The following is a 23,803-nucleotide window of genomic DNA, read 5'->3' as shown; positions in this document are numbered from 1 at the left end:
GAAGCCGTCGCGTCTTGGGACCCAGCCAGCGCTGCGACAAGAGTTTGACCCAGCGCCGCATTGAGGCGTCGCACGATCTCACGGAGGGCGGCGCGAGATGTGTCTGCGGCGCCTGCTCTACTCGCCATGTTGAACCTCCCACCTCCGAGCCGTCGCGATTCGAAGGCTAAGCGAACTCTCCCGCCTCCCGCACGTGCTCGAACACGTCATCGACGTCAATCTGATCGGCCGCCATGAAACGTTCACGTACCTCGCGCGGGAGATCGACCGGCAGCCGGCCGACACCAGACTCGATCAAACAACGGGCCTCGCTCGTCGTCACAGGAACGTACGTGAGTTCATGGTCCCAGATGTAGTCGACGTACACTCCCTGATTGTCGTGAAAGCGCCCGGAATCGGGGACGTAGACGTATGTGAGCACCTCCGGCGTCACGGCGCAGAGCCACAGAGTCGTATCTGAGTTATTCACTCGCAGTAGCTTCCAACCCGCGGCTGCGCTGAAACGGTCTTCCCCTCGATCAGCGTTCATCGGTCTGCCTTCCGCTTGAGCGGTATCTTCGAGCCCCAGTCCCACACCTCGTCGGGGACGTCACCGACAAAAACCGGACGGATCTCTGCCCTCGCCTTGGTGTACGTATTGCCAAGCCGATCCCTTGCATCCGCAGGAACGAGCACCGACGTGTACCCGGGGAACTCGAACCAGCCCTCAAGAACAGTGATGTCGAGATCCCAGGCGTGCTGAGATCGTTCCGCGAACTCGGCCACCGAGGCGTCGAAGTCCTGCATCGCGCGACGGTGTGTCCAGCCGTTGAGTCCCATCAGCACCGCCATCACGTCTTCGAAGCGCCCCATGTTGTTTGCGCGTCCCGAGTGCTGAGTGAGGTGGCACCACTCGCACATCGCAATCACGCCTACGAGGCGCTGAATGTGTGCACCATCCGCGTCCACGAACTCCCAGATCTCGTTGCAATCAAGCGCGGCTTCGGGCTTCGGTTCCCGGCTGCAGATCTCACACCTGCCGTCGCTCAGCTCGGAGGTAAGACGGCTAAGTTCCTGCCACCGGCCTCTCGGAAGGAACGCCCTCAGGTTCGATCCCCACACCGTGTGCGGCAATCGATCAGCGCGCAGCGAAGCGAAGGTGCCCTCTTTGAATCTCTGCCACACGACAGTCATGATTCCTCCATCCATTTCAGCGAGTCGAGCGCCGCATTGCCGCGCAGTGCCACATCGGTACGTGCCCGGCTGTAGCGTTCGGTCACCTGCAGCGAGGAGTGGCCGAGGATTGCCTGGACATCGTTCGCGGCAGCGCCGGCGTCGAACAACAATGTCGCCAACGTGTGTCGCAGGTCGTGAATGCGCAGATCGGGACGATCGAGCTTGCGACGAACTGCGGCCCAGTCAACGGCTCGACGCACGTTCGATGGATTAAGTGCGCCACCACGCGGCCCAGAGAACACCAACTCGGTACGGCGCTTACCCGCGATCGCATCCTTCACATAGGGGTAGAACGCCTGCGGCAAAGGTACGGTCCGCTCCTTGTGACTCTTCGGGCTCTGCTCGACCATTGATCCCGACCGCCCTGTAGCAAAGTTGCGTCGCACGTGGATCACTCGAGCTACGACATCGACGTCCTCGACGCGCAGCGCGCTGGCCTCTCCCGCTCGCATTCCGGTGTAGACGAGTGCGGCGAGGTACGCGCGATACGGTCCTGCTTCCACGGCATCCAGCATCACGCGTACCTCTGACAGAGTGAGGGCTCGCGACCGGACGCTCTGAGCGCGTTCATCCCGCGGTCGGCGCACGAGGCGAGCCGGGTTGGCGACGATGACATGCGCTCGAGCAGCCCCGTCGAGCAAACGACTCAGCATCGACAGAGCATCGTTTCGCGTTGAGGCCGACCCGGACCACCCGTTGACGGCCTGCTCGATGTCACCGACCGTGATGGATTCGAGCTTGCGATGGCCCAGCCAAGGTTGAACGCGCTTGCGCCAGGCGACGTCGTACGCTCGAGCCGTGGCGGGCCGAACACCGGAATCGATCGTCGGCCAATAGCGTGCATGCCAGAGCCCAAGTGTCATCGCGCCGTCCGGTCGCGTATTCATCTGAGCCTCGGCACGGACTCTCTTTGCCTCGGCGAGCGTTTCGACCAAGAAACTGCGCTCTCGGAGCTGCCCGCCAAGGCCGACGGCCCACACCCGGACCTGATACTTGTTCCGATCTGCGCGATACCGGATGCCGTCCGGCAGCTCTCGCCGCGACTTCGGGTCCAACCGGCCCCTAGCGGGAGACACCTGTTCCCCCTGCGCTCAGAAATCCCTCGATCGTCGATGTCTTCCACAGCATGTGCTTGCCCATTCGGGCATCGGGGAACGGCACACGCGCCTGCCTCCGCAACGAATCGAATGTAGATAGCGGCACCCGGCACCGGGCCGCGACCTCTCGACGCGTCAAATAGATGTCGGCATCCGCCACGTCGTCCACCGTTTCGCGACGCACTTCCGTCTCAGTGCTCATCACGCTTTCCTTTCTTCCTTGAACCTGGCTCGTCTTTCCTGTCTCCACTCGCGCGTCACGCGCGCCGCTTCATCCACGAGGGCCTTGTCGCCGGGCGTGAGCCATCCCATCCCGGCGAAGCTCCACGACCCGATCACAAGCACGTCAGCCGCTTCCGCCAGATCACCGTTCGTCTTTTCCAGGAGACGCTCGAGGCGCCACCGGCGTCGTGCACCGCGCAACGCGCCCAAGGTCACGGAGTAGCGGCGAGACTTCGTGGAGAAGTGACCGCGGAACCCGAGCATGTGCGACCACTTGGACAGCAACGCGTAGTCATCGGAGTCGGCCGCGATCGCATCTGCCGTCGCACGGATCCGGACAAGATGAGACCGCGGCTTTCCTTCGTTCGCGAGATCTTCGGTGGCCTTCGTCGCGTACTTTGCGATGTACGCGGCAACGGCCCGGTCCGACAGAGAGCCGTCCAGCCCGTCACGACGGACGATCGTCTGCACATCCATTTGCTCGCCCCACCGCAGGACTCTGGCGTCTTGTTCTCGCGCAACCGGCTCGACCGATATGACGACCTCGCGGGCCGCAGTCCGGATCGCCGCTGTCAAGTGTCGCTCGGTGATGAATGCCGGCGGCACAGGGAAGGAGTCATCCTCTGACACACCATCGAGTCGGACGATGGCGTGGAAGTGCACAGCGCCCCGTCGCTGGAACTCGGCGACCTTCGCGAATTGAACGCGCACGACATCCGCGGCGGCCTTCTGCGACAGGCCAAGCTCTGATGCGAGGCGACGGCGCAACAGGATCGTGAACCGTCGCCAAAGTTCAGGAGCATGGAACTGCCAGACGACGTGGCTCGTGTAGTCATAGCAATCCGCGCAGACCGGATCGCCGAGCGTCGGGTCGTCAGCTTCATGTGAACAACGGCAAGCCCGCGGACGCCCATGCTCGCACTCCCCCGTTCTGCGCGTTCTCGCGGTCGTGTGCACGGCACCGAACGAAGGGGCAGTGAGGGTGAGGAACACCATAGGATGCTCGGCGACGGTCGCGGGCACCCCCTTCATCCCGCCTGCAGCGCCAGCCATGATCATGTGCCAGGTGTCGCCCTTGTACTCGTGGCTGCACGATTCACATCGACGTGAACGCCGGTTGCCGCACCGCACGTACGTGAGTCCGTCTGGCTGACTCGCAGACGTGAACTGCGCGAGAACTTCTCCCGACGAGCTGTTGATCGTTGTCGAGGCCCCAGAGAGCTTGACAGGATTGGAACAGTGCCCTGTGCGAGCAGCGCCGAGGATCCACTGGTCCAGATCCGAACCCCGGAGGCGGCGCGCAACCGACTCAGCCACGCTCACGGTGTCACCGTCAGCACGGGAACTGCACAGCCCACATCACGGACCAGCCCCACGGGATCGGTTTCCCAGACCACTCGGCAGATCGCGTCCGGCTGTCCCGACCGCTGCCGAGCCTCCTGCCAGCGCAGGATGGTGGAGTCGCTGCAAGCAGCGTTCGCGATCAGATTCCCGTACTTCTCACGATCGGTCTGCGTGCTCAGTGTCGGTTGCTCGTAACTCGCGACCCATGACTCGCCCGACGGGCTCAAATAGACATCCAGGTTGCAGGGTGCCGACCATGCACTCGGTGTGGCGGAGGCACTCACCCCTTCGAACGAAACGGATCTATCGGTGGCGCAGCCCGTGGTCACGAGCGCACAAGCGAATGCGATGCCAACGGTGACGGCGAAGTGATTCTTCATGACTCTTCCTTCTGATTCGAGTGACGGCGAGGCTGGCGCGATCGGCTGCTCCGGCTCGGTGTCGGCGGGTCAACCGGCACGACGATCGGACGCTGGTTTGGGGCGAAGTAGGTCAACGCCGCTTCGCGGATTTGCTCGTCGGGAACGTGGGCGGCGCGAACACGCTGCGGAAGGCTGCCGTCATCCGGGACGACGTACGCAACCCCAGGCGTCGTGGACGGGATGTCATGGCATTGTGCGCCTGCTTGAACGGCGCCTTCACCAAGGACCATCGTCGTTTCCATGCGGTCGCGAAGGCGCAGGCCGACTGTCTGTGTGAACAGACCCCGTGCCGGGAGAGTCTCCTTCCGCGGATCCTGCAGACAGGCGAACACAACGAACCCCACCGCACGGCCCTGTGAGGCCAACGTGGCAAGCGCAGAGTTAGCGCGCCGAAGAAGCTCGCGGTCCGTTTCGTAGGCAGTGAGAGCGGCGAGCTCGTCGATTAGGACGATCACCGTGGGGCTTTCAACGCTCGCGATGTGCTGACGCGTGTGCCCAGCGAGAACCCGAGCTCGAGCCTGCATCTCCGCCACCGCTTCCTCGAGCAGCACGACCGACTTCATGGCATCATCCGCGAACCGGGTGAGTAGCGCCCGTCCCAGCGCAAGCTCCATTCCGCCCTTGCGGTCGATGCCCCACACCTGGACGGTGCCGTCATGAATCGGTCGGACCAGGCCGAGCAGCAATCCCCACACCAGGGACGCTTTCCCGCTCCCCGAAACGCCCGCGACGAGAGTGTGAGGGCCGACCCGTAGCCGCCATTGCTGCCCGTCCTCAGCCACGCCGAGAGCGACGGACTCTCCGTCCCACGTGCCGCCTAGAGGCATCGTGAACGACTGCGCAAGCGCGTCCGCGAATTCCAGGCGTAGCTCGAGCGCACCGATGTGCTGGCCGCGAACCGAGGCTCTAACCGCCGCGAAAGCCTGCGCGATCCGATCGCATGACGTCGCGAGGTCTTCACGCATCAGGCCCTGCGGCAGGGCCACCGGAACGATACAGGTCGAGCCTTCCCATCTGGGACGGCCGACGCCAGCGATGATCGTCTGCCCGCTGAGATCACGGATCCCCAGATGAAGTGTGTGCGCCAGCGACGGCCACGCCGCCTGAAGTTGGTTCGACACCGACTCTTGCCAACGCCTCGTCAGCAGACCGTGCATGTCACGAGCGGCCAAGATTCGTCGGACGACGACGATGCCGACGAGCGTCGCCACGAGCCACACGATCGCGTGTCTTGGGCCCTGTGCGAACACCGCGAACGGCAGCAGGAGAACGCTTGCGATTAGAAACCACCTGGCGAAACGCCAGATTCGCGGCCGCTCCCCCGCCCAGTACTGACGCGTAAGTTGCGCGGAAGACATCACTCGCCGCCTCGTGCCTTCGGAGCCGGCTTCATCTCCGTTGCACGCAGCGAGTACGCAACTCGCGGACGACCGCCGGTCTCCTTGACGTACGGAGTCACCGAGAGCCCGTCGAAGATCACTGGGCGAAAAGGCAGTCCCTGCGACTCCGGAGGAGCCGTCGGCTCGGCGATGCTCGCGATCTTGACCGTGACCTCGCCCTGCCCCTTCTTCGCGTCGGGATCCGCGTCGATGATCCGCACCTGCCACAGCGGCTGCCCGGTGCGCTTATCGAGGTCTTGCCCTTGGCGCTGACCGTCATCGGACCACTTCACGACCGGCTCGACCTCACCGACCATGAACGCTCCGCGCGGGAAGTACGCCTCGAAGCTGACCGGAATGGATGTCTGGATTGCCATTGAAGCCTCCTGCTTGAGTTGGGTTTCCGCGTCTACGGGAACAACTCAAGAGTCGGACGGCCCCCTGACACATTTCGGAGCACTTCCCATCAGCTACGCCCCCGGGGAATCGACCGGAACTCGAACAGCATCGACACCTTCTCGGTAAAAACCCCAGACCACATGTGACAAACGTCAAATTGCGAATCCGGTAAAAACGCCGTAGTCAAGCCCGATCCAGGCGGGGTCTCCGCACCAGCGGGCGCGGATGCGAACGTACTCGTGCTTGGCATTTCGCCCGAGAGCCGCAGGGTCCCGGACTCGACCAGCAACCTCAGTTCAGAGCGACATCCCAGGGCGGTCGGCAGCAGCTGTGAGAACTTTCTTTACTCGTTCAAGGCCGGCCTCCGGCCGGGCTGCGCCGCCTGCGGTGCGTCCGGTCCTCGCTCCGCTGCGGTCCGGGCGCTCCTCAGCGACGCAAGCAAAACCGGCTGTCACAAGTTATCCACATGCGTAGAGCCTTCAGAAAGTTCCATGCGATAGTAGGGTCATGACCGCGATCGCACCTAGCACTCCTGAACCTCAGGTCGCGGAGGAATCGCTAAGCATCGTTATCCGGGGATCCTTCAACCCGACGATGTTCGTTCCAACGTTGTTCCGAGATGCCGAACTACTCGGGCAGATCGAGTTCGAAGCAACCGAAATCGAAGCGATCACTCCCGAGTGGACCTCGTTGCGGCTCGGGTGGGCGAAGCTCGACGTGACACAGGACACCTTCCAACTCAGGACGGATCAGGTCGAGGAGTACGCTCGACTGCGTGATCTTGCGGTAGGAACCTTGCGCATCCTTGAGCATCACTCAATTAGCGTTCTCGGCGTAAATCAAGAGACCCATGCATTGGTAGGAGATCCCGAACACCTTCATGCGCTTGGGGATGCCCTCACCCCGAAGGAAGACTGGGAGCACTTCCTAACACTCCCTGGGATGCGGTCGATCTCCATGTGGGGAGCGCGGAATGACGGCTGGAAGGGGCACGTGCAGGTCACCGTTGAACCATCGGTGCGTTACACTCCCGCGTTCTTCGTCTCCGTCAATGATCATTTCGAGCTCGAGCATGCAGAGCATCAGCCCTCCACTCGAACCGGAGCGTTCGGTGACGGCCCCGCCACCAACGTGCCAGAAAAACGCCAAAGAGCGATCGACGTCCTACTCGACGAATGGGACAATGCGATGAATCGGGCGCAAGACGCTTACGCGGGGATCGCAGCCATCGCGACGGGGGTAACCCCATGACCACCTCCACGCTACTGACACCGAGCAATGCGCTTGTGGACGAGACCAAACCGGATGCGTCCTTGCACCCGAGCGGTCCCTTGGTCTCGCGGAGCCACCACGCTGGCGACCGGAATCAACCAGCCAACCTGACATACGGGTTGCCTCGGAACCCGCAGTCGTTTAGCACGGCCGCGGAGCAGCGCACCGCAGGGCGGCCAAGCGGGCCGCGTGATGTGCGGGTTTCCGGGCTCTCAACGTGGACTGGCCGCGTCGTCGACATTGACGACGGGCTGTTCACAGCCGAACTTACACCGGGCCCCAAGACGCCCGGAGCGAAGGTGCTGGCCGATTTCGAGCTCGACTTAGTCGTCACCGAGAACGAGGAGCTGTGCGTAGGCGACGTTGTCTATGTGACGGTGAGACGTGTACGCGCCCCTCATGGGTTACCTAATGAGACTAGTTCCGTCCGCTTGCAGAGAATAGGAAAATGGACGGCCGCGGATGTGCAAGAACATTCGAGCCGGGCACAGGCGCTCTTTGACGAGTTCTCAGCTTACGTCGAGGACTAAATGGCCCCTCCCTCGACATTGCAACTTCCTGCGCCAGACGAGATCGAGGTATCAGTTTTTGGACCTGGTCGCGGGGAAGGAATCGCTGTCCACCTCGGAAACAGCACGTGGATAACAATAGACTCATGCGTGAACCAACGCACAGCTAGCAATGTTCTCATCGACTATTTTTCGCAAATCGGTGTCGATCCTGCGGAGTCCGTCGAATTGGTCGTCGCTACCCACGCGCATGACGACCACACAGCTGGCTTGGGTGCACTGTTTGAGTCCGCGCGGAACGCCTGGTTCGTTCCGTCTGGAGCCAACGCCAGCTCGCAATTCTTCGCCTCAGTGGTGGCAGACGAAGAGTTTGAGAAGCAATTGAACCAATCCGTAAGACGCGAGTTCCGCGCCGTGCTTGGCGAGATACGGAGGCGCCGGAAGCCTGCGGTACGAATCGCTCATGAGCAACGCGTCTTGCTCCGGCTACCAGCGACCGGGAACGTCCCCGCGGTAACAGTGACTGCGCTCTCACCATCGGATACAGCGATCCTCCGCGCAAACACCCGCATCGCGGAAGGGTCGGCGCAGGCCGGGCAGCGCAAGAAATTGGCTGGCGGCGATCCAAACGAGCACTCCGTTGCTCTGTGGATCGAGATCGGCGCGATCGCGGTTCTGCTTGGCGCGGATCTGATCATCGGCCCTGACGCCTGCGGCTGGAAACATGTGGACGAAACACACCATCCGACGTTGACTGCAACCCTGTTCAAGATTCCCCATCACGGATCGTCAAACGCCCATTACTCACCCACATGGGCTCGGCTCGTGAGCGACGATGCGCTGGCGGTGTTGACGCCTTACCGTATGGGGGACAAGTCAATCCCTCAGAGTACCGACCTAGAGCGCATCAACTCACTGGCAGCACGAACCTACGTGACAGCGAATCCAGTTGCACCGACGCCGTCCCGTGAACTAAAGAGATCCCGCGCAATCCTTGGCAACGTGGCACGCAATATCAGAGAGGTAGACGGAGTACCCGGGCAGGTACGTGCTCGTAGGCGGATATCGAGTGCCGAGTGGCGAGTGGACACCTTCGCGCCAGCCTACGAATATGTGTGACTCGGCGTAGCGTTCCTCGGTGTGCCGGTTCTGTGCCGGTAGCTCCGCTGAAACCACCCTCCACCAGCCGCGACCAACCATGACGCCTTCCGCGGAATCACGGGGCAAACGGCGACCAACGAGCATCCACTGCCCCGCCGCATCCAACTGAAAATCGTGAGGTCACGGGATCGACGCCCGTCGGAGCCACACGGGTCATCATTACAGTGATCCTAGAAACCCTCGCCTAGCTTCTACATGGCGGGGGTTTTGCTTTACCCCGACGCCGAACTTGACCACATTTTGGCCACACCTTCACTGGCTGCCTCATCGAGACGACCAGCCACGTGGTCAAGATCGTCATCGAACAGGTCTGCATACACATCCAAGGTCATCGCGGCCGATGCGTGACCCAGCATCCGCTGCACAGCTTTGACATTCGCACCCGCGGAGATCGCGAGCGACGCGGCCGTGTGGCGCAGATCATGCACTGTCACTGTCGGGAAGCCCGCGTCACGCTCCTGGAGACGCTTGAGCGCCGGGAGAAACACCCGCTTGCGGAAGTTGCCGTTGCGCATCTCCAGGCCACGACTAGAGACGAACAGAGACTCCTGGAGTCGTTTCCCTGCCGCTCTTGCCCGCAGCGGAGGCTCTAGGAACGCAGGGAAGGGCACAGAGCGGCGTTCATGCGTCTTCGGTGTTCCGCGAACTAGTGTTCCACGCACGTCGGTCAGAGCTCCCTTCACATCGACGCACCTACGGGAAAAGTCGATCGACGAGACCTTTAGCGCAGCCATCTCTCCCCACCGGAGGCCGGTGTAGGCGAGGAAGGCGATGAGATCCGCGTGTCCATCACACTCCCGCGCGAGAGACGCCACCTGGTCATGGGAAAGGTACCCACGGTCGGTCGCGCGCTTTCGCGGCATCTGCACACCATCGGTCGGGTCGCGATTAATCCGACCATCCCTCACGGAGTACTTCATGAGGGCCGCGAGAACGAAGTAGATCTGGCGCACAGTCGACGGAGCTAGGCCCTCCGCCAGAGTCGTGATCCACGCCTGTACTTCGCCGTGTCCGATCTCGACGAGCCGCCGGCTTCCCCACGTTGGCAGGATATGGCGATCGAGCGTGTACCTATACCCCGAGAGCGTGCTTGGCTTTATCTGCACCTGGCCTGCGATCCACTCCGCGGCGACGTCTGCGACACTCACCTTCGAGCGGGACGGATCGAGCCACTCCCCGCGCATCTTCGACACCTCGACCGTTGCGAGGTAGTTGTCCGCCTCGCGCTTCGTGCTGAAGCCACGCTTCGTCGTCTGCGTCCGGTCAGGACGCCGATACCTCACCCGACATCGCCGTCCTCGCGCCGTCTCGTACGATTCCACTGATCCCATGACGACCTCCCCCGTCGATCGGACCACAGGCCGCAGACATTCGCGTGGTCGCAGCAATTCACCGCTACAGCCGCTACCCCGCTACATCAGCGAGATGCCACGCGAGGATCTAGACCGGCGTCCGCTACAGCGCCGCTACAGTCGCCACACCACCGAGGGCAAGCGATGGGGACCATCGCGCGGCAGCTTTACATCTCACCGCACAATCTCCGTTCGTCCCACAAGGCCGGGTCTGCTGATCCTTCTTCTCGCGGGCACGTACGTGGCGGGTCGCGCGGCGTTCACCCTGCCCCTCTTCGGCAACCGACTCCCGGGTTGCTGTTAGGCACGACGACCGACGCTTCGGGCGTCGAGGTGTCCAAAGCGGCTTCAGCGTTTCCGCCAATAACGATCGTTTTCGGCGTGATCCGGTCTGGAGTCCCGGAACGGGGTCCGTTAACGTTCACCGGAATCCCGATACGGCGGGGGTTTTCGGTCGGCTCGTGAACCGGCGTTGACTCGGCGCCGTACGGTAGTTCGGCTGGCCTATCTCTTGATGATCTTCGGCGGGGTGAAGTCTCCGGCAAGGGTTTCGGTGGTGGGCGAGTAGAGCCGGAGCATCGGGGCGAACGCTCCCTGTGGTGCGGGTAGCCAGTTCGCTTCGCGCTCGGCCCCTGGAGATGCGTGTTGAATGTAGATGTCGAGTGAACCGTCAGTGTTGACGATCAGTGGGTCTCGGTCGCGAATCACGAAGCGGTTGAGTCGGTTCGGGACCTGGAAGCCTTCGCCGTCGTACATCGTGAGGGACCAGAAGGCATCCACGCCCGGCTGTTGGCCGGCGTCGAAGTGGAGCACGTAGTTGTGCTCCCCGGTGAACGGTTGACCGTCGGCGTCGACGAAGGCGTTGGGGTAGATCGCGTCCTCGGGGAGGTTTGCTCCGAGCCCGGCCATTGCGACAAGAGCGCGCACGCGATACGAGGTGCCGTACGTTCCGAACGACTGCTCCCAGTTCCACCCGTTTCGTACGATGCCGATGCTGGCTTCGGTCATTGCTTTCACGAGATCCTGCAGGGCCGTGTCTCGAGCTGCCGAGACGGCGGCAGTAGCAGCATCGTCCAGCACCGCAGGGTTGAAGTCCTCGCCTGGCACGATTCCGATGGCGCGCATCCGATGCAGGATCGGGTAGTCGTTAGCGTGCGGCGGGTTCTCTTTCAGCAACTCGGCAAAGAGTGTGAAGAACTCGACGCTGCTGAGCGCGTTCACCTGGTCCAGTGGCGGTGTCACATCATCCACGCTCGGGTCAACGGGTGCAGCAGAAGGCGTGCCTGATTCTTGGCCGTACGCGTCCATACGGGTGATGCGGTACTGGTCCTGGATGCGGTGGACTTCCGCGAAATCGTCGGGGCCGTTGCTCTGTGTGCGACCCATGACCCAGACGTGCGGCGTCGGTGCGACTATCAGGTCGAGTCCGCTGGGGACTTCGCCGCTCCACGCGGGTGGCGCGATGAGGAAGTCGCGGGCTTTACCGAGGGTGTTTCGGCTGCCAGGAACGGCGAAGATGTCCGTCCACATGTCGAGCATGGGCGTGAGGTAGTACCGGTCAGGCGCATCGGGCGTGTGGAGAATCACAGGTCCGTCTCGGAGATCGAGCCACGCGAACGAGTAGAGCGTGTCGAAGTTGAAACGCACGACGTCCTTGGATTCTGCTGCGGGGTATTCCCGGGCGTGTGCGAACTGGTTCGCTGGTGCCCGCAACAACGCAGTATTCGCGTCTGGGACGTTCGTCATCTGGCGCCGCGTGTACTCCATCGTCACGAGCGGGTACGCGTACAGGTACGCGTCGACGGCAACCTTGCTGAGATCGAATTGCGACATTAAGTTTTTCCCCCTGGCTCGCCGGTACCTCTAAGCCTAGGGTGAACCGCGCCCCAGAGGCCACAGTTCCGAATGGCGCAGCCCGCAACCACCGATGTCAGAGAGGTGCGCGCCTGGCCTGCCGGAAACGATCGTTTGCGGCGGGATCGAGTCTCTGGCTGCGAACCGACTGCCGCTAACGCACACCGAAACTGCCTTACGGCAGGGGCTTTCGGTGCGCGTCAAATCTCCTCCGGCGTCGGGACTGCGTAGTGCTCGAGCTTCGCCGCGGGTAGGGCGGGCTATGCGTCTGCGATGGCCTTCATCGCCTTCCATCCGTGGGTGACTCCGCCGCCGCGCGCAGCGCGGCAGCGACCATCACAGCTTCGGCGACGTCGGCTTTAGACGCGCCGGCATCGAGGGCACGCTTGGCGTGGTCCTCGATGCAGTACGGGCATTGCGTGGTCACGGCGACTCCGACGGCGATGAGCTCGGCTTAGACCGGTGTGGTCTGAGATCGTGATGCCGGCAGCAGACAGGATGCGTGCTATGTATGGCTGTGCCTCGATTCTCACGAAACCTGTCGGATTCTCGCGGTAGTGCCCGACAGGTCGACAGTCGTCTCGCTCGCGCCCAGAGAGGAGTTGCTCAGCGCATCTGCACTTCTTGAGTCGTTCGGCTGAGGGCGCGGTTCATCTGTCTGGCGGAGGAGAATCCGGTTCGTTCGGCGATCTCCGACGCTGAGAGCGTATGCGTCCCGAGTAGACGGTCGATCTCGCTTATGCGGCGTCGCTCGATCTCTCGTCGTGGGGTGGTGCCGAATCGGTTGAACGTGCCGTGGACGGCGCGGACGCTCACGGATAGCTCTTTCGCAAGGCGGGCGACGCTGAATGCGGCGTCACGGAATCCCGACTCGATTGCGAGCTGGGCGACCATGAAGAGTCCGTCGTGGTGGTGGGAGTCTCGGCCGAGCTCATCGCTGTCGGCTTCATCGAGCGCGCCGGCGATGAGATGCTCAAGTGAGAGGGCCATATGCCGTCGCCCGGACTCTGTTGTCGGAAGATCCTCGTTGAGGACGGAGTTCGTCATGGAGATCAAGGCCCTGAGTGATGCGTTGCGCATCGAGATCGGTTCGTGGAATCGGAACCGGGAACCTCCTGGCCTGAGGAAGGTCGGTTCGACGTACCAGACGAAACGGGCCGTCTCGGTGAGCGTGCTGGCGGTGGTCGGGGCCTCGCCGTCGAGCAGGATCAGTGATCCTGCCTCGGCCTCCACCGATGAACCGTCGACCTGGAAGTCGATTCTGCCCTCGACGGTGTACACGAGATAGATGCGGCCGGGAGCTTCGGTGAGCGAGTAGCCCGCCGAATTCGACCATGCGCGGCCAATGCCGAACTTCGGATGCTGCATCGTCTCGGCCACTAAGCCCGGGTCGGTTGCGCCCCGGGGGTGCCATCCGAAATCGTCGCATCGCTCGGCCGCCAGCACACCCATTGTCATTGTGAATGAACTTCCTAGTCTCGATATATGTGTCGTTTAGGTAATGCTCGCTCGGGTGAATCGTAGTCAAAACCGAGTCCTCGGGTCATTTTCTGCAGATTGCAGGACCAAAATCTGCAAATTTTCCTTTAGTTAGCGTCATCCTCCCACTACCTGACCGATTCCTGTGAGTATTGCGGGGTCTCAGTGTTCTGGAGGGGGAAACATGGTTGATACAAGTGCGCTCATGCGCCGGAACAGCAGTACTCGGCGTCGGAAGAGGGCGGTGGTGGTGACCACCATCACGGCGATCCTTGCCAGCTTGTTCGTCGCGACGCCTGCGATGGCGGCGCCTGTCTACGAGATCGAAGGCCAGTGGGTGGACGCCCCGGCCGTGGTCTCAGCCGGCGACACCGTCAACGCCGAGTGGCGCGTGAATGTCAACGATGACGCCCCAGCGCCCTCCAACGAGCCGGTGGACAACGTCACCGCGACCCTCACGGTCACCGGTGGTATCTTCACGGATATCCCGACGCTGTGTCTGACAGAAGGCGTCGACCCCGTGTCGTCGATATCGGAAGACGGCACGGTCCTCACCTGTAACCTCGGCACGCGAGACCAGGGCACAAGCGCAGTATTCCTCGCCACGGTCGAGGCAAACGGCGAGACAGGGGATGAGCTGAGCATCGATGGCTCAGTCCCGGGGGACACGGCCACCGTCCCCCCGATCCAGACCGAGAACCCGTTCTCGATGGACCTGACGTTGGGAACCCCCACCAACGACTGGGACCGCAACTATACGACGAACACTACCGACTACCGGTTCCAGTGGTCTCTTCTGCTGGGCGCCAACAGCGAAGCTGGTCCCGACAGTGTGACCTACACGATCACGACGAGCAACACCGTGAATGCCACGATGGCCGTCGGCCCTGGAGCGTGCCAACCCTTCACCGCAGGCGTCGCCGGCGGTCACCCCTGGACGAGCGGCGATCACCCCGCCGACCAGCTCAGCCGGTTCGTTTCTTCGTGCACGCTCGTGCAGACCGGTCCGAACACTTTCGATCTCACGCTCACCGGGATCGACTACTCCGCCGTGACGGCGGCGCAGAAGGACTCGACGGGCGCAGGCATCAACCCGTCCGTCGATGTCATCGCCACCGGCGAGATTGTCTTCCGCGTAGCTTCCTCGGCCGCGCACACGATCAACGTCGAGGCGAACACCCCAACGTACACCGCCGGCTCCGGAGCTACCTATACGGATGACCCGGCGAACAACCAGTCACAGAAGATCACCACGGACTTCGGAGCCTTCGCCACCGTCTGGGACCGCATCTACACCAACTCGGGGGGTACCAACTGGGATGACACCTATCGTGTTCCCACAGGTGAGCGTGTGCAGGCGAACGCTGTCACCGGTCTCGGACCGATTTTCGCCGGCCGGGACATCCCAGTTGACCAGTTTGGGCTTTGCATGCCCCTCGACAACCGGTACGTGACCTACGACTCTGTCGTGACCACTTCGATGGACACCACCGACATCGTCTACGAGTACTACGTCGGCACCGCCGCGACCCTCGACCCGAACTCCGCCGCCTATGACCCGAACGCCTTCACCTGTAATGAAGGTGGCGCAGACATCGGGGCAACAGGGTGGACGACGGTGGAACCGGCTGACAAGTCGCTCGTGAGGGCCGTCCGCTTACAGTTCCCCCACGCGGCTCTGAACCCCTCGGGCAACAGTGCCATGCGCGTCCGCCAGATCATCAAGGAGGGCGTCGCACCCGGCCAGGACATCTGGGAGTTCGGTGGGTGGCGCCAGGCCGGCGGCGACTGGATCGCACAGACCAACCCGGCATCGGGTGTGACGAACACACCGGATGCGCGCTACCCCTTCACCACCGGTGTCCGTCGTGACATCCTTCGAGTCGCAAGTCTGCAGCCCTTCATTGAGAAGTCGGCCGACCGCAACGTCGCCCAGCCGGGCGAATCGGTCGTCTACTCGCTCGATTACCAGGTCTCTGGTTCCGACGCGGACGGCGTCGCCGACGGTGTCACACTTACTGACCAGCTCCCGGTCGGCCTGACCTACGTCGCAGGATCCGCGACGCCGGAGCCGGTCATCACCACTCGCGCTGACGGTGGGCAGACGCTCACCTGGAGTCTCAACGGAGTTCCAGTTGAGACGCAGCAGGCCCTGACGTATCAGGCCCGCGTTGGCGACGATGTTGAGCCTGGAAGCGCCCTGACCAACACTGCGCAGGCTGCAATCGGAGGAGTCTCGTCCGAGCAGTCCACCGCTGAGGTGCAGATTCCGAACGACGGTTACACCACGATCGGGAAGACCGCCGATGAGGCGTACATCCCGAACCTGGCTGGCGACGGTGTTGGCGAGGGCTCGTGGACGGTGACCCTGCGTTCGCAGGACCCGGTCACCCAGGCGTTCACGGACACCATCGACATCCTCCCGTACAACGGTGACGGCCGCGGAACCTCGTTCTCCGGCTCCTACACGCTCACCGATGTCACCGCGATGGCCGGTTCCACGGTGTACTACACCGATGCTGACCCGGCGACCCTGAGCGACGATCCGGCGGACGCGTCCAACGGATCTGCCGGCGACCCGACCGGGAACACGGTCGGCTGGACGACCACCCGCCCGGCGACCCCGACCGCGATCCGCGTCCTCGGACCGGAACTGCTTCCCGGAGCAACGCAGTCCTTCGTCGTCGGCATCGAGACCGACGGTGTCGAGGGCGGCGACGTGCTGGTGAACCGTGCTCAGGCGATCGCGGAGCACACCGGCCTGGTCATGCGGACCTCGGCCCCGATCACCGTTGCGAACTTCTACTCGGCATCGCTGAAGAAGTACGTGCAGAACGCCGCTGGCGAGTGGGTCGACGCGAACACGGCCACGGAGTACCCGACCTACAGCGTCGGCGACACCGTGCCGTACCGCATCGTCGTCACGAACACCGGTCAGGGCACTCTGACCGATCTCGTCATCACCGACGATCTGTTCCCTGAGGGCTCCTTCACCGTGGATGAGCTGGCTCCCGGCGCCGAAGAGGTGCACGAGTTCTCCATCGTCCTCGAGGCGGGCAGCCTGGACACGGTCGTGAACACCGCATGCGGCACAGCCGCGATTCCCGGAGACTCGGAAGTTCCCCCGACGATCAACTGTGACCCTGCGGGTATCGAGGTTGAGGGGGAGCCGACCCACACGAAGGAGATCGTCTCGGCTGCTCCGATCGGCGGAGGCCAGTGGGAGATCGTTTACGCGCTGACCGTGACGAACGAGTCGACTTCATCGACGTCGTACTCGCTCGCGGACGAACTGCACTTCACCGACGAGGTCGACATCGCTTCGGCGTCCGTGACCAGTTCGCCCGACGGTGTCACCCTGGCCACTCCGGCTTGGGATGGTCAGGGCAACCTCGCCGTCGCCACCGACGTTCCACTTCTCGGATCGGACGACCCCGGCTATGCGGCACACGTCTATGAGCTGACGGTGGTCGCTGATGTGCCCCTGCAGTTCACGCCGGGCGGGACTCCTCCAGCGACGGAGTGCGCCGTGGACGGCGAAGACACCGACACGGCGTTCAACAACACATCAGAGCTGACACTGCCCAGTGGTGAGATCGAGCCTGACCAGGCGTGTGCTCCGGTGCCATCCATCGATATCGCCAAGTCCGTGTCCGACGGCCCAACGGCCAACGGCGACGGAACCTGGACGGTCACGTATGACGTGGTGGCCACTAACAGTGGTAACGCTGAGGGCGTCTACGACGTCACCGACCGCATGACCGCCGATGGTGACCTCTCGGTCATCTCCGGCGAGGTCGTTGAAGCTCCCGTCCCGACGCTGCCGACCTGGACCGGTCTAGGCGACGAGGGCGCTGCGGAGAACGTCATCGCCAGTGACGTCGAGCTTCCTGCCGGCGACACGCACACCTACCGCATCGACGTGGTCATCGGACTCGCCGAGGGCACCGAAGGCGCGCCGATCATCACTCCCTGCTCCGCGGAGCCGGGAGCGGGCGGCAGCGGCCTGTCAAACACGGCGGAGATCGAGCACAACGACCTCACCGATGACGCCTCGGCGTGCATCACCGTCGGCGTCGTGAGCGTCGACAAGACGGTTTCCGAAGGCCCGACGCCCAACGGCGACGGAACCTGGACGGTCGTGTATGACATCGTCGCCACAAACGTCGGTGCAGCCGACGCCGACTACGACGTATCTGACCGTCTGCACTTCGGTGGAGACATCGAGATCTTCGACCACGAAGTACGTTCGCTGGACGACATCGAGGTGAACGGTGACTGGACGGGTCTAGGTGCTGAAGACTCGGCTCCGGAGAACGTCATCGCCGAGGGCATCACCTTGGCCGCAGGCGCATCGCACACATACCAGGTCGAGGTCATCGTCCAGATGGACGAGGCCACCATCGACCCGGGATCCCTGGAGTGCCCGGCACCGGGCACCGGCGAAGCCGGCGGTCTCGCCAACTCCACCACGCTGACCAGCAACGGCATCGTGACCGAGGACGAGGTTTGCCCGACGCTGCCGCTCATCGAACTCAACAAGGAGATCGTCGCGGGAAACCCCATCGAGAACGGTGACGGCACCTGGACCATCGAGTACGACGTCACCGCCACCAACACCGGACAAGCAGCCGGCGACTACACGGTCACCGACCAGCTCCAGTACGGCGACGGTCTCGAGGTGCAGTCCGCCGAGATCACCGACAGCCCCGACGGTGTCGACCTGAACGACGGCTGGACCGGACAGGGCGCAGCAGCGGACGCCGCCGAGAACGTCATCGCCAGTGACGTTACACTCGACGCCGGCGTAACGCACACCTACCGGGTCACGGTCATCGCGTCCATGGACACGGCGGCTGTCACCCCCGGGAGCCTCGAGTGCCCGGCACCCGGCTCGAGCGAATCGGGCGGGTTCGCGAACGCCGCCGGACTCACCCACAACGGTGAAGATCAGACCGACGACGCGTGCGCGTCACCGCCGCTAATCGAGATCACCAAGTCGCTCTCGGGCGCGGTGACTCCGGTTGACGGGCAGCCGGGCCAGTACGACGCCAGCTACGAGGTCACGGTCACCAACAGTGGTCCCGGGGAAGGCACGTACGACCTGGATGACGAGCTTAACCCCGGCGACGGCGTCGAGATCGTCGGCGTCCAAAGCGTTTCGTCGGACGTCGCGGACTCCGTGGGGATCAACGATGGCTTCGATGGCCTGACGGACACGCGCATCGTGACCGACCAGCCCATCGCCGGGGCGGCCGATGCGCCCGTGGTCCACACCTACACGGTCGTCATCCGGTACGCAGCGGACCTGTCGGGGATCGACCTTCCCGACGGTGACGTGTGCACCACGCCGGATGGCGAGGCCCTGCCGGGAACGCTCAACAACACCGCACAGGTGGATTGGAACGGCATCGAAGACACCGACGACGCGTGCGTGATCCCCGGCGAGCCCACGCTCGACAAGGCGCTGGTCTCCGCGAACCCAGTCGGCGACGGCCAGTGGGAGGTCGTCTACGACCTCACCGTCGGCAACACCGGCACCGAGGCCACCACGTACGACCTGGACGACGAGTTCCTCTTCGCCCAGCAGGTCACCGTGGACTCCGCATCCGTCACCGGTCCTGCTGGTGTCGAGATCAACGCCGGATTCGACGGAGACGCCGACCAGCGCATCGCCACGGACGTGCCGATCATCGGCCTCGACGACGACGGGTACGCCCCGCACGTCTACCACGTCACCGTGATCGTCAACGTGCCGCTGTCGTTCGACCCAGGCGCCGTGGACGGCACCGGCTCCCCGGCCTGCACAGCTCCGGCCGGCGACAACCTCCTCGAACAGGGCCTGAACAACGCAGCCACCCTGACCGACGAGAACGGCGACACCATCACCGACACCGACTGCGCGTCCCTGCCGTCGATCAGCATCACCAAGGCGATGGACGGAGAGCCGGTCCAGGGAAGCAGCGGACAGTGGACAGTGAACTACACCATCACGGTCAACAACGACGGAGCCGCCACCGGCGCATACACGGTCACTGACCGGCTGCGGTACGGCAACGGCATCGAGATCCGCTCCGCAGCGGTCACCACCGCCCCTGAGGGCGTCACGCCCGCAGCATCGTGGAGTGGGCGCGGTGCAGTCGGAGATGCGGCGAACGTCATCGCAACAGATGTGCCCCTCGCAGCCGGCGGGGAGCACGTCTACCGAGTCACCGTCAACGCGTTCCTGAACACGGACACCGCTGACAATTCGGCAATCACCTGCCCCGAGCCCGGATCGGACGGCAATGGTGGTTTCGCGAACACGGCAGGACTCTCGCACAACGACCTCACCGCCGATGCGGAAGCGTGCGCTGTGCCCGAGTGGCCCGAAGATGTTCCGCCGCCGCTCGCCGTCACGGGTGGAACGGTTGCGCTCGGCGTGGTCGGTGCAGGTCTCCTGCTCCTGATCGCCGGCGGACTGCTCCTCTACGTCCGCCGCCGCCGAAACGAGTCGCTCGCTGAGGTAACCGAGTAACAACACCGGCAGAGGTTCGGGGAGCGTCTGACTTAAGGGTCAGGCGCTCCCCGTATTCATTCGCGCACCAGCGCCGCGGACGGCACGCTACCAGTTATGCAGTGACGCGATATGAGAGGAGTCCGAGGGTGCACACTGATCTGGACAGCCTCGCGGCCGTTAGCTCGGACCGTGGTCGCGAGATCGTGATCGACCTACTCTGCTCCGCAGTGAAGCAGGAGCGGCTCGCCCGGGGTCCGGCACGACGCGTGGCATTCCGATCTACGCGATACTTGTTTGGCGGTGCGCTTCACCTAGGGATCGCTGCAACCGACATCGCACACGCGCTCGGGGTCAACCGGGACGGCGTTCGAGTCCGCGGCTCGATAAATGGGAACCTCCATGCAGCGACATTCGTTGTCGGTCGAGATCATCGACAGCTGACACGCGGCAGGTTGGATAGAGCTTGTCTGGCCCGACGACGTGGGAACAGTGGGGTACCGGGCATCCGATCTTCTTGTCGCCTTTGTTCGACATCACAAAGAATGTCGGAACCGGATCAGCGGCACAGCACCCCGCCGATAACGATCGTTTTCGACCGTCTCGTCACCGACTGCGATCATCTGCGCGACACGCCGGCACGTGGCCCGCCGATACCCCCTGCCGAAACCTAAACGCGCCGCAACCCTGGCTGTACCGTTTTCGGCATGGCACACGAAGTCGGCTACGCCCGAGTCTCAAAGCGCGAGCAGAACCCCGACGCGCAGGAGGCCGAGCTGCGCGCCGCCGGCTGCGAACGCGTATTCGTCGACCACGGCGAATCGAGCCGCTCCGCGGACCGCCCGCAATGGCTCGAGTGCTTGAACTATTTGCGAGCGGGCGACATTCTCAAAGTGCGACGTCTCGACCGTCTCGCCGGTAGTGAACGCATCCTGATCGAGACGCTGCAGGACCTAGACGCGCGACAGGTGAACCTCGTCAGCCTCACCGAGCCCATGATCGACACGACCACGCCGATGGGCCGAGCTCTCTACGGCATCGTCACGGTGTTCGCGCAGCTCCGCGTCGATACCATCCGGGAAAACACCCTCCGCGGTCTCGACTACGCACGCAGTCAGGGTCGTGTCGGTGGCCGTCCGAGCGTGATGACGCCCGAGCGGATTGCTGAGGCCGAGCGCATGCGTACCGGGCAGCAGAGCTGGGCAAGCATCGCGCGCGTGCTCGGAGTCGGAACTTCTAGCGTGCGACGAGCACTCGTCCGATAGTGATCGCTATCGGACGAGATAGGATTCCCTATCAGGGGTGATTGATATGACGATCTCAGAGGTTCCGGACTGGGCACGTGCGGCGGTGCGCGCGCGCCATCGGAAAGAGATGGCTGAGCTGGACTACCGGCGCGAGCTGCGCCGGTTCGACCAGCACCGATACAGCCAACGCGAGATCGCCAAATGGCTCGGGATGGCCCAGCCGTCAGTACTCAGCGCACTCCGCACAGCCGCTAAAGTGACAATGCCTCTGGACGGATTCTCCGGCGCGACGCCGTACGAGATATGCCAGCGCTATGCCGCCAGGTTCATCGATCGGGCGCAGCTGGTGGACGAGCTCACGCGGTTCCCCTACGTGAAGGACGGCCATACCGATGGGTATGACTCGCTGATCGTCGACCCGGCCGGCACGTGGTCCGAGGTCGGCGACGCTGCACGCCGCGGCCTGATCAGTGAGGACATTTACGAGACCGTGTTCTGTCGCCGACACTCCTCGACCGCGCCCGAAGCGCCGGAGGTCGGCCCCGAGGAACCGAGCCCGAGGCAGTGACCACAAATGGCTCCCCCGAGTTGTACCGCGCCTCGAGACGAGCAAGCTCGTAGAGCACGGCGTTGCTCAAGAAGTCCGACAGGGAGCGGTGTCCTTCTGCGACCATCGTGTTGAGCATGGCCGCCCGCATACGCTCATCGAGCGATAGATCGACGTAGAAAGAGACCTTCCTGGGCTTCGGTCGCCCAGTCCCGGTCATAAGGAGAACCGTTCGACGCATCGATCAATGGATTCGTACGCTGCCTTCGCTTGCTGAAGGTGTTCGCGTAGAGATGACAGATCGGTGCTGCCCGTAGTGTTCGCTACTCTCGCGATCTGATTGACGTTGCTAGCGATGTTGGAGATGAGTCGCTCGATACGGAAGAACATCTCCAGGGCATTCCTTCGATCGGCGGCCGTCTCGCCGGGCTCGGGTGAGAGTGCCGACTCGACGAGTAGTCGGGCAACGGTCACGCCTTGCTCCGTGGAGCGAGCGACCAGCGCGGCCTCTTCCTCCTCGTTGACTTTCACCTTGTGAACAATCTCCCGCAAGGCGGGCGCGTTCGGTCGTCGACGGTTCTGCCGCGCGTGGGCGGCCATCATGCTCTCCATGCCCAGCGCCGCGAACGGAAGAAACTTCGACCGGACAGACAAGCCGAGTTAGGGGCCCCAACCGTTTAGCTTGCTCCGCAGGATTCATGACCGAACATGCGTCACCTCTTCGACATGGGAAACAGAGGCTGCCGCGGGATGCTCCGCATTCCCTTGCCCTCGATTCACTTCGTGGGTAGCGGTGCGTAGCGGCTGTGTAGCTTGTCGCGTGGCTGCTTCCTCCTGACCTCTCTGCGGAAGTAGCGGCGTAGCCCCTGTAGCGGGCGAAAGCGCAGAGGCGAGGTACCGCATCCATGCGTCGCGAAAATCGACGAGTCGATATCCCTTTCGCACGCTTTCCCCGACACGATGGTTGGCGGGTCGGACTCCGTATGGACGAAGTACCCGAGCGACTCCCGCGACTCCCAGCGCACTCGCCAAATCGCGGTATTCGGGCACCTTGCTGAGGGCTTCGACCAGCTGGACGCTGCCGATCCATGCGCCATCCCGGTATGCGTCGAGTACTTCACGAGTTGCTTCCAGAAGCGCCAAGCCGACGTTCGCGGAACTCTCGTCCTCTCGCGCCCGCTCGACCATGGTGATTGCTGCTGTCCAGGCACGATTGATCCATTCGTCTCTTGCGAGATGGGCCACTGCGACGAGCGTCTCCCAAAGATCAGCTGCGCGGTCTTCCACCGGCAGTTCGGGGCGGACACCGGCTATCTCATCTTGGTGGTCGGTGAGCAGCCGATGCAGGCGGTGGCGCACTACGGCGAGGTACTCCCCTGCGTCCCTAAGCCGGAACTGCTCAACGAGTTCAGTTCCCGAACGCCGACGCATAGTGAGTACTATCGCTCGGTCTTCGATAGTGTCCGGCAGTGCGCCGATCGAAGCGATCGCTGCCAGGGCGAAGACTCGATACTCCTTCAGCTGATTGTTCGGCTTCTCGACCCGGCCGTATACGAAACCCCGCTGGAATCCGGTGTTGAGGATCCCGCGGAGGGCTTCGGAGCGTTCACTCGGCCGTCCCGCTGAGAAGATCGCGTCCGCTTCGTCGAGCATCAACGTCGGCGGGGTGTCCCCTGCCTTCTCGATGCGTCGGAAGAGATACGGAACGCTGACGTCGGCGAATCGCACAGGGTCGTTGACCAGCAGGCTCAGCACCTCGAGCAAGCGCGTCTTCCCCGATCGTTCTCGGCTGATCGGATCACCAACCT

General features: G+C 63.3%; 20 protein-coding genes. 5 read left to right on the top strand and 15 right to left on the bottom strand.

Annotation, left to right across the window (positions count from 1 at the left end; genetic code table 11):
* Window positions 1–166: 166 nt before the first annotated feature.
* The 8 genes from AC3ANJ_RS03180 to AC3ANJ_RS03145 all read right to left on the bottom strand — a co-directional run bounded on the left by AC3ANJ_RS03180 (window position 167) and on the right by AC3ANJ_RS03145 (window position 6,056).
* Window positions 167–529: a hypothetical protein gene (locus tag AC3ANJ_RS03180; RefSeq protein ID WP_488318194.1), complete on the bottom strand. Its 363-nt coding sequence runs from the start codon at window positions 527–529 to the stop codon at window positions 167–169.
* Window positions 526–1,173 carry a hypothetical protein gene (locus AC3ANJ_RS03175; protein WP_488318193.1) on the bottom strand — a complete coding sequence of 216 codons (648 nt, stop codon included), beginning with the start codon at window positions 1,171–1,173 and terminating at the stop codon, window positions 526–528. Before AC3ANJ_RS03175 ends, AC3ANJ_RS03180 begins: the two co-directional genes overlap by 4 nt.
* Entirely contained in the window at window positions 1,170–2,270 is a 1,101-nt protein-coding gene (locus AC3ANJ_RS03170; protein ID WP_488318192.1) for a tyrosine-type recombinase/integrase, read from the bottom strand. Before AC3ANJ_RS03170 ends, AC3ANJ_RS03175 begins: the two co-directional genes overlap by 4 nt.
* A gap of 7 nt (window positions 2,271–2,277) precedes the next feature.
* The gene (locus tag AC3ANJ_RS03165; RefSeq protein ID WP_488318191.1) at window positions 2,278–2,514 is read right to left on the bottom strand and encodes a hypothetical protein; all 237 of its coding nucleotides are present in this window, start codon (window positions 2,512–2,514) and stop codon (window positions 2,278–2,280) included.
* Window positions 2,514–3,851 carry a replication initiator gene (locus tag AC3ANJ_RS03160; protein ID WP_488319225.1) on the bottom strand — a complete coding sequence of 446 codons (1,338 nt, stop codon included), beginning with the start codon at window positions 3,849–3,851 and terminating at the stop codon, window positions 2,514–2,516. The genes AC3ANJ_RS03165 and AC3ANJ_RS03160 overlap by 1 nt, the downstream gene beginning before the upstream one ends.
* Before the next feature lie 2 nt (window positions 3,852–3,853).
* Window positions 3,854–4,258, bottom strand: a complete 405-nt coding sequence (locus AC3ANJ_RS03155) for a hypothetical protein (protein WP_488318190.1) — start codon at window positions 4,256–4,258, stop codon at window positions 3,854–3,856.
* On the bottom strand, window positions 4,255–5,511 hold the full coding sequence (locus AC3ANJ_RS03150) for an FtsK/SpoIIIE domain-containing protein (protein ID WP_488318189.1): 1,257 nt from the start codon (window positions 5,509–5,511) through the stop codon (window positions 4,255–4,257). The genes AC3ANJ_RS03155 and AC3ANJ_RS03150 overlap by 4 nt, the downstream gene beginning before the upstream one ends.
* 146 nt (window positions 5,512–5,657) lie before the next feature.
* A complete protein-coding gene (locus tag AC3ANJ_RS03145; protein WP_488318188.1) occupies window positions 5,658–6,056 on the bottom strand; it encodes a plasmid replication, integration and excision activator in 399 nt (132 codons plus the stop codon).
* A gap of 529 nt (window positions 6,057–6,585) precedes the next feature.
* Between AC3ANJ_RS03145 and AC3ANJ_RS03140 the strand changes: the two genes are divergently transcribed.
* Both AC3ANJ_RS03140 and AC3ANJ_RS03135 read left to right on the top strand, forming a co-directional pair.
* Window positions 6,586–7,329, top strand: a complete 744-nt coding sequence (locus AC3ANJ_RS03140) for a hypothetical protein (RefSeq protein WP_488318187.1) — start codon at window positions 6,586–6,588, stop codon at window positions 7,327–7,329.
* A gap of 680 nt (window positions 7,330–8,009) precedes the next feature.
* Window positions 8,010–8,978, top strand: coding sequence for an MBL fold metallo-hydrolase (locus AC3ANJ_RS03135; RefSeq protein ID WP_488318186.1), 969 nt, complete (start codon window positions 8,010–8,012; stop codon window positions 8,976–8,978).
* A 254-nt stretch (window positions 8,979–9,232) separates the two neighbouring features.
* Here the strand turns inward: AC3ANJ_RS03135 and AC3ANJ_RS03130 are convergent, their stop codons facing one another.
* From AC3ANJ_RS03130 to AC3ANJ_RS03115, 4 genes are all read right to left on the bottom strand, one after another.
* Complete coding sequence (locus AC3ANJ_RS03130; RefSeq protein ID WP_488318185.1) at window positions 9,233–10,351, bottom strand: site-specific integrase; 1,119 nt, start codon at window positions 10,349–10,351, stop codon at window positions 9,233–9,235.
* A 525-nt stretch (window positions 10,352–10,876) separates the two neighbouring features.
* Window positions 10,877–12,205, bottom strand: coding sequence for a DUF1254 domain-containing protein (locus AC3ANJ_RS03125; RefSeq protein ID WP_488318184.1), 1,329 nt, complete (start codon window positions 12,203–12,205; stop codon window positions 10,877–10,879).
* A gap of 301 nt (window positions 12,206–12,506) precedes the next feature.
* The gene (locus tag AC3ANJ_RS03120; protein ID WP_488318183.1) at window positions 12,507–12,653 is read right to left on the bottom strand and encodes a carboxymuconolactone decarboxylase family protein; all 147 of its coding nucleotides are present in this window, start codon (window positions 12,651–12,653) and stop codon (window positions 12,507–12,509) included.
* Between the two features lie 179 nt (window positions 12,654–12,832).
* Window positions 12,833–13,672: a helix-turn-helix domain-containing protein gene (locus AC3ANJ_RS03115; protein WP_488318182.1), complete on the bottom strand. Its 840-nt coding sequence runs from the start codon at window positions 13,670–13,672 to the stop codon at window positions 12,833–12,835.
* Window positions 13,673–13,955: 283 nt separating this feature from the next.
* On the opposite strand from AC3ANJ_RS03115, the gene AC3ANJ_RS03110 reads away from it, so the two are divergent.
* The 3 genes from AC3ANJ_RS03110 to AC3ANJ_RS03100 all read left to right on the top strand — a co-directional run bounded on the left by AC3ANJ_RS03110 (window position 13,956) and on the right by AC3ANJ_RS03100 (window position 22,016).
* Entirely contained in the window at window positions 13,956–20,222 is a 6,267-nt protein-coding gene (locus AC3ANJ_RS03110) for a DUF7507 domain-containing protein (protein WP_488318181.1), read from the top strand.
* A gap of 686 nt (window positions 20,223–20,908) precedes the next feature.
* Entirely contained in the window at window positions 20,909–21,466 is a 558-nt protein-coding gene (locus AC3ANJ_RS03105) for a recombinase family protein (RefSeq protein WP_488318180.1), read from the top strand.
* A gap of 37 nt (window positions 21,467–21,503) precedes the next feature.
* The gene (locus AC3ANJ_RS03100; RefSeq protein ID WP_488319329.1) at window positions 21,504–22,016 is read left to right on the top strand and encodes a hypothetical protein; all 513 of its coding nucleotides are present in this window, start codon (window positions 21,504–21,506) and stop codon (window positions 22,014–22,016) included.
* Here AC3ANJ_RS03100 and AC3ANJ_RS03095 read toward each other — a convergent pair.
* The 3 genes from AC3ANJ_RS03095 to AC3ANJ_RS03085 all read right to left on the bottom strand — a co-directional run bounded on the left by AC3ANJ_RS03095 (window position 21,916) and on the right by AC3ANJ_RS03085 (window position 23,750).
* Window positions 21,916–22,122 carry a ParB family protein gene (locus AC3ANJ_RS03095; protein WP_488319224.1) on the bottom strand — a complete coding sequence of 69 codons (207 nt, stop codon included), beginning with the start codon at window positions 22,120–22,122 and terminating at the stop codon, window positions 21,916–21,918. The two genes, AC3ANJ_RS03100 and AC3ANJ_RS03095, sit on opposite strands and share 101 nt — an antisense overlap.
* Window positions 22,123–22,211: 89 nt before the next feature.
* On the bottom strand, window positions 22,212–22,607 hold the full coding sequence (mobC, locus tag AC3ANJ_RS03090) for a plasmid mobilization relaxosome protein MobC (RefSeq protein ID WP_488318179.1): 396 nt from the start codon (window positions 22,605–22,607) through the stop codon (window positions 22,212–22,214).
* A gap of 84 nt (window positions 22,608–22,691) precedes the next feature.
* Complete coding sequence (locus tag AC3ANJ_RS03085) at window positions 22,692–23,750, bottom strand: DUF3631 domain-containing protein (RefSeq protein WP_488319223.1); 1,059 nt, start codon at window positions 23,748–23,750, stop codon at window positions 22,692–22,694.
* Window positions 23,751–23,803: the final 53 nt, after the last annotated feature.

The organism is Microbacterium sp. STRO-1N, from assembly GCF_057748015.1.
Note: the sequence above shows the minus strand (reverse complement) of the source record. Positions and strands in the feature narration are given on the sequence as shown.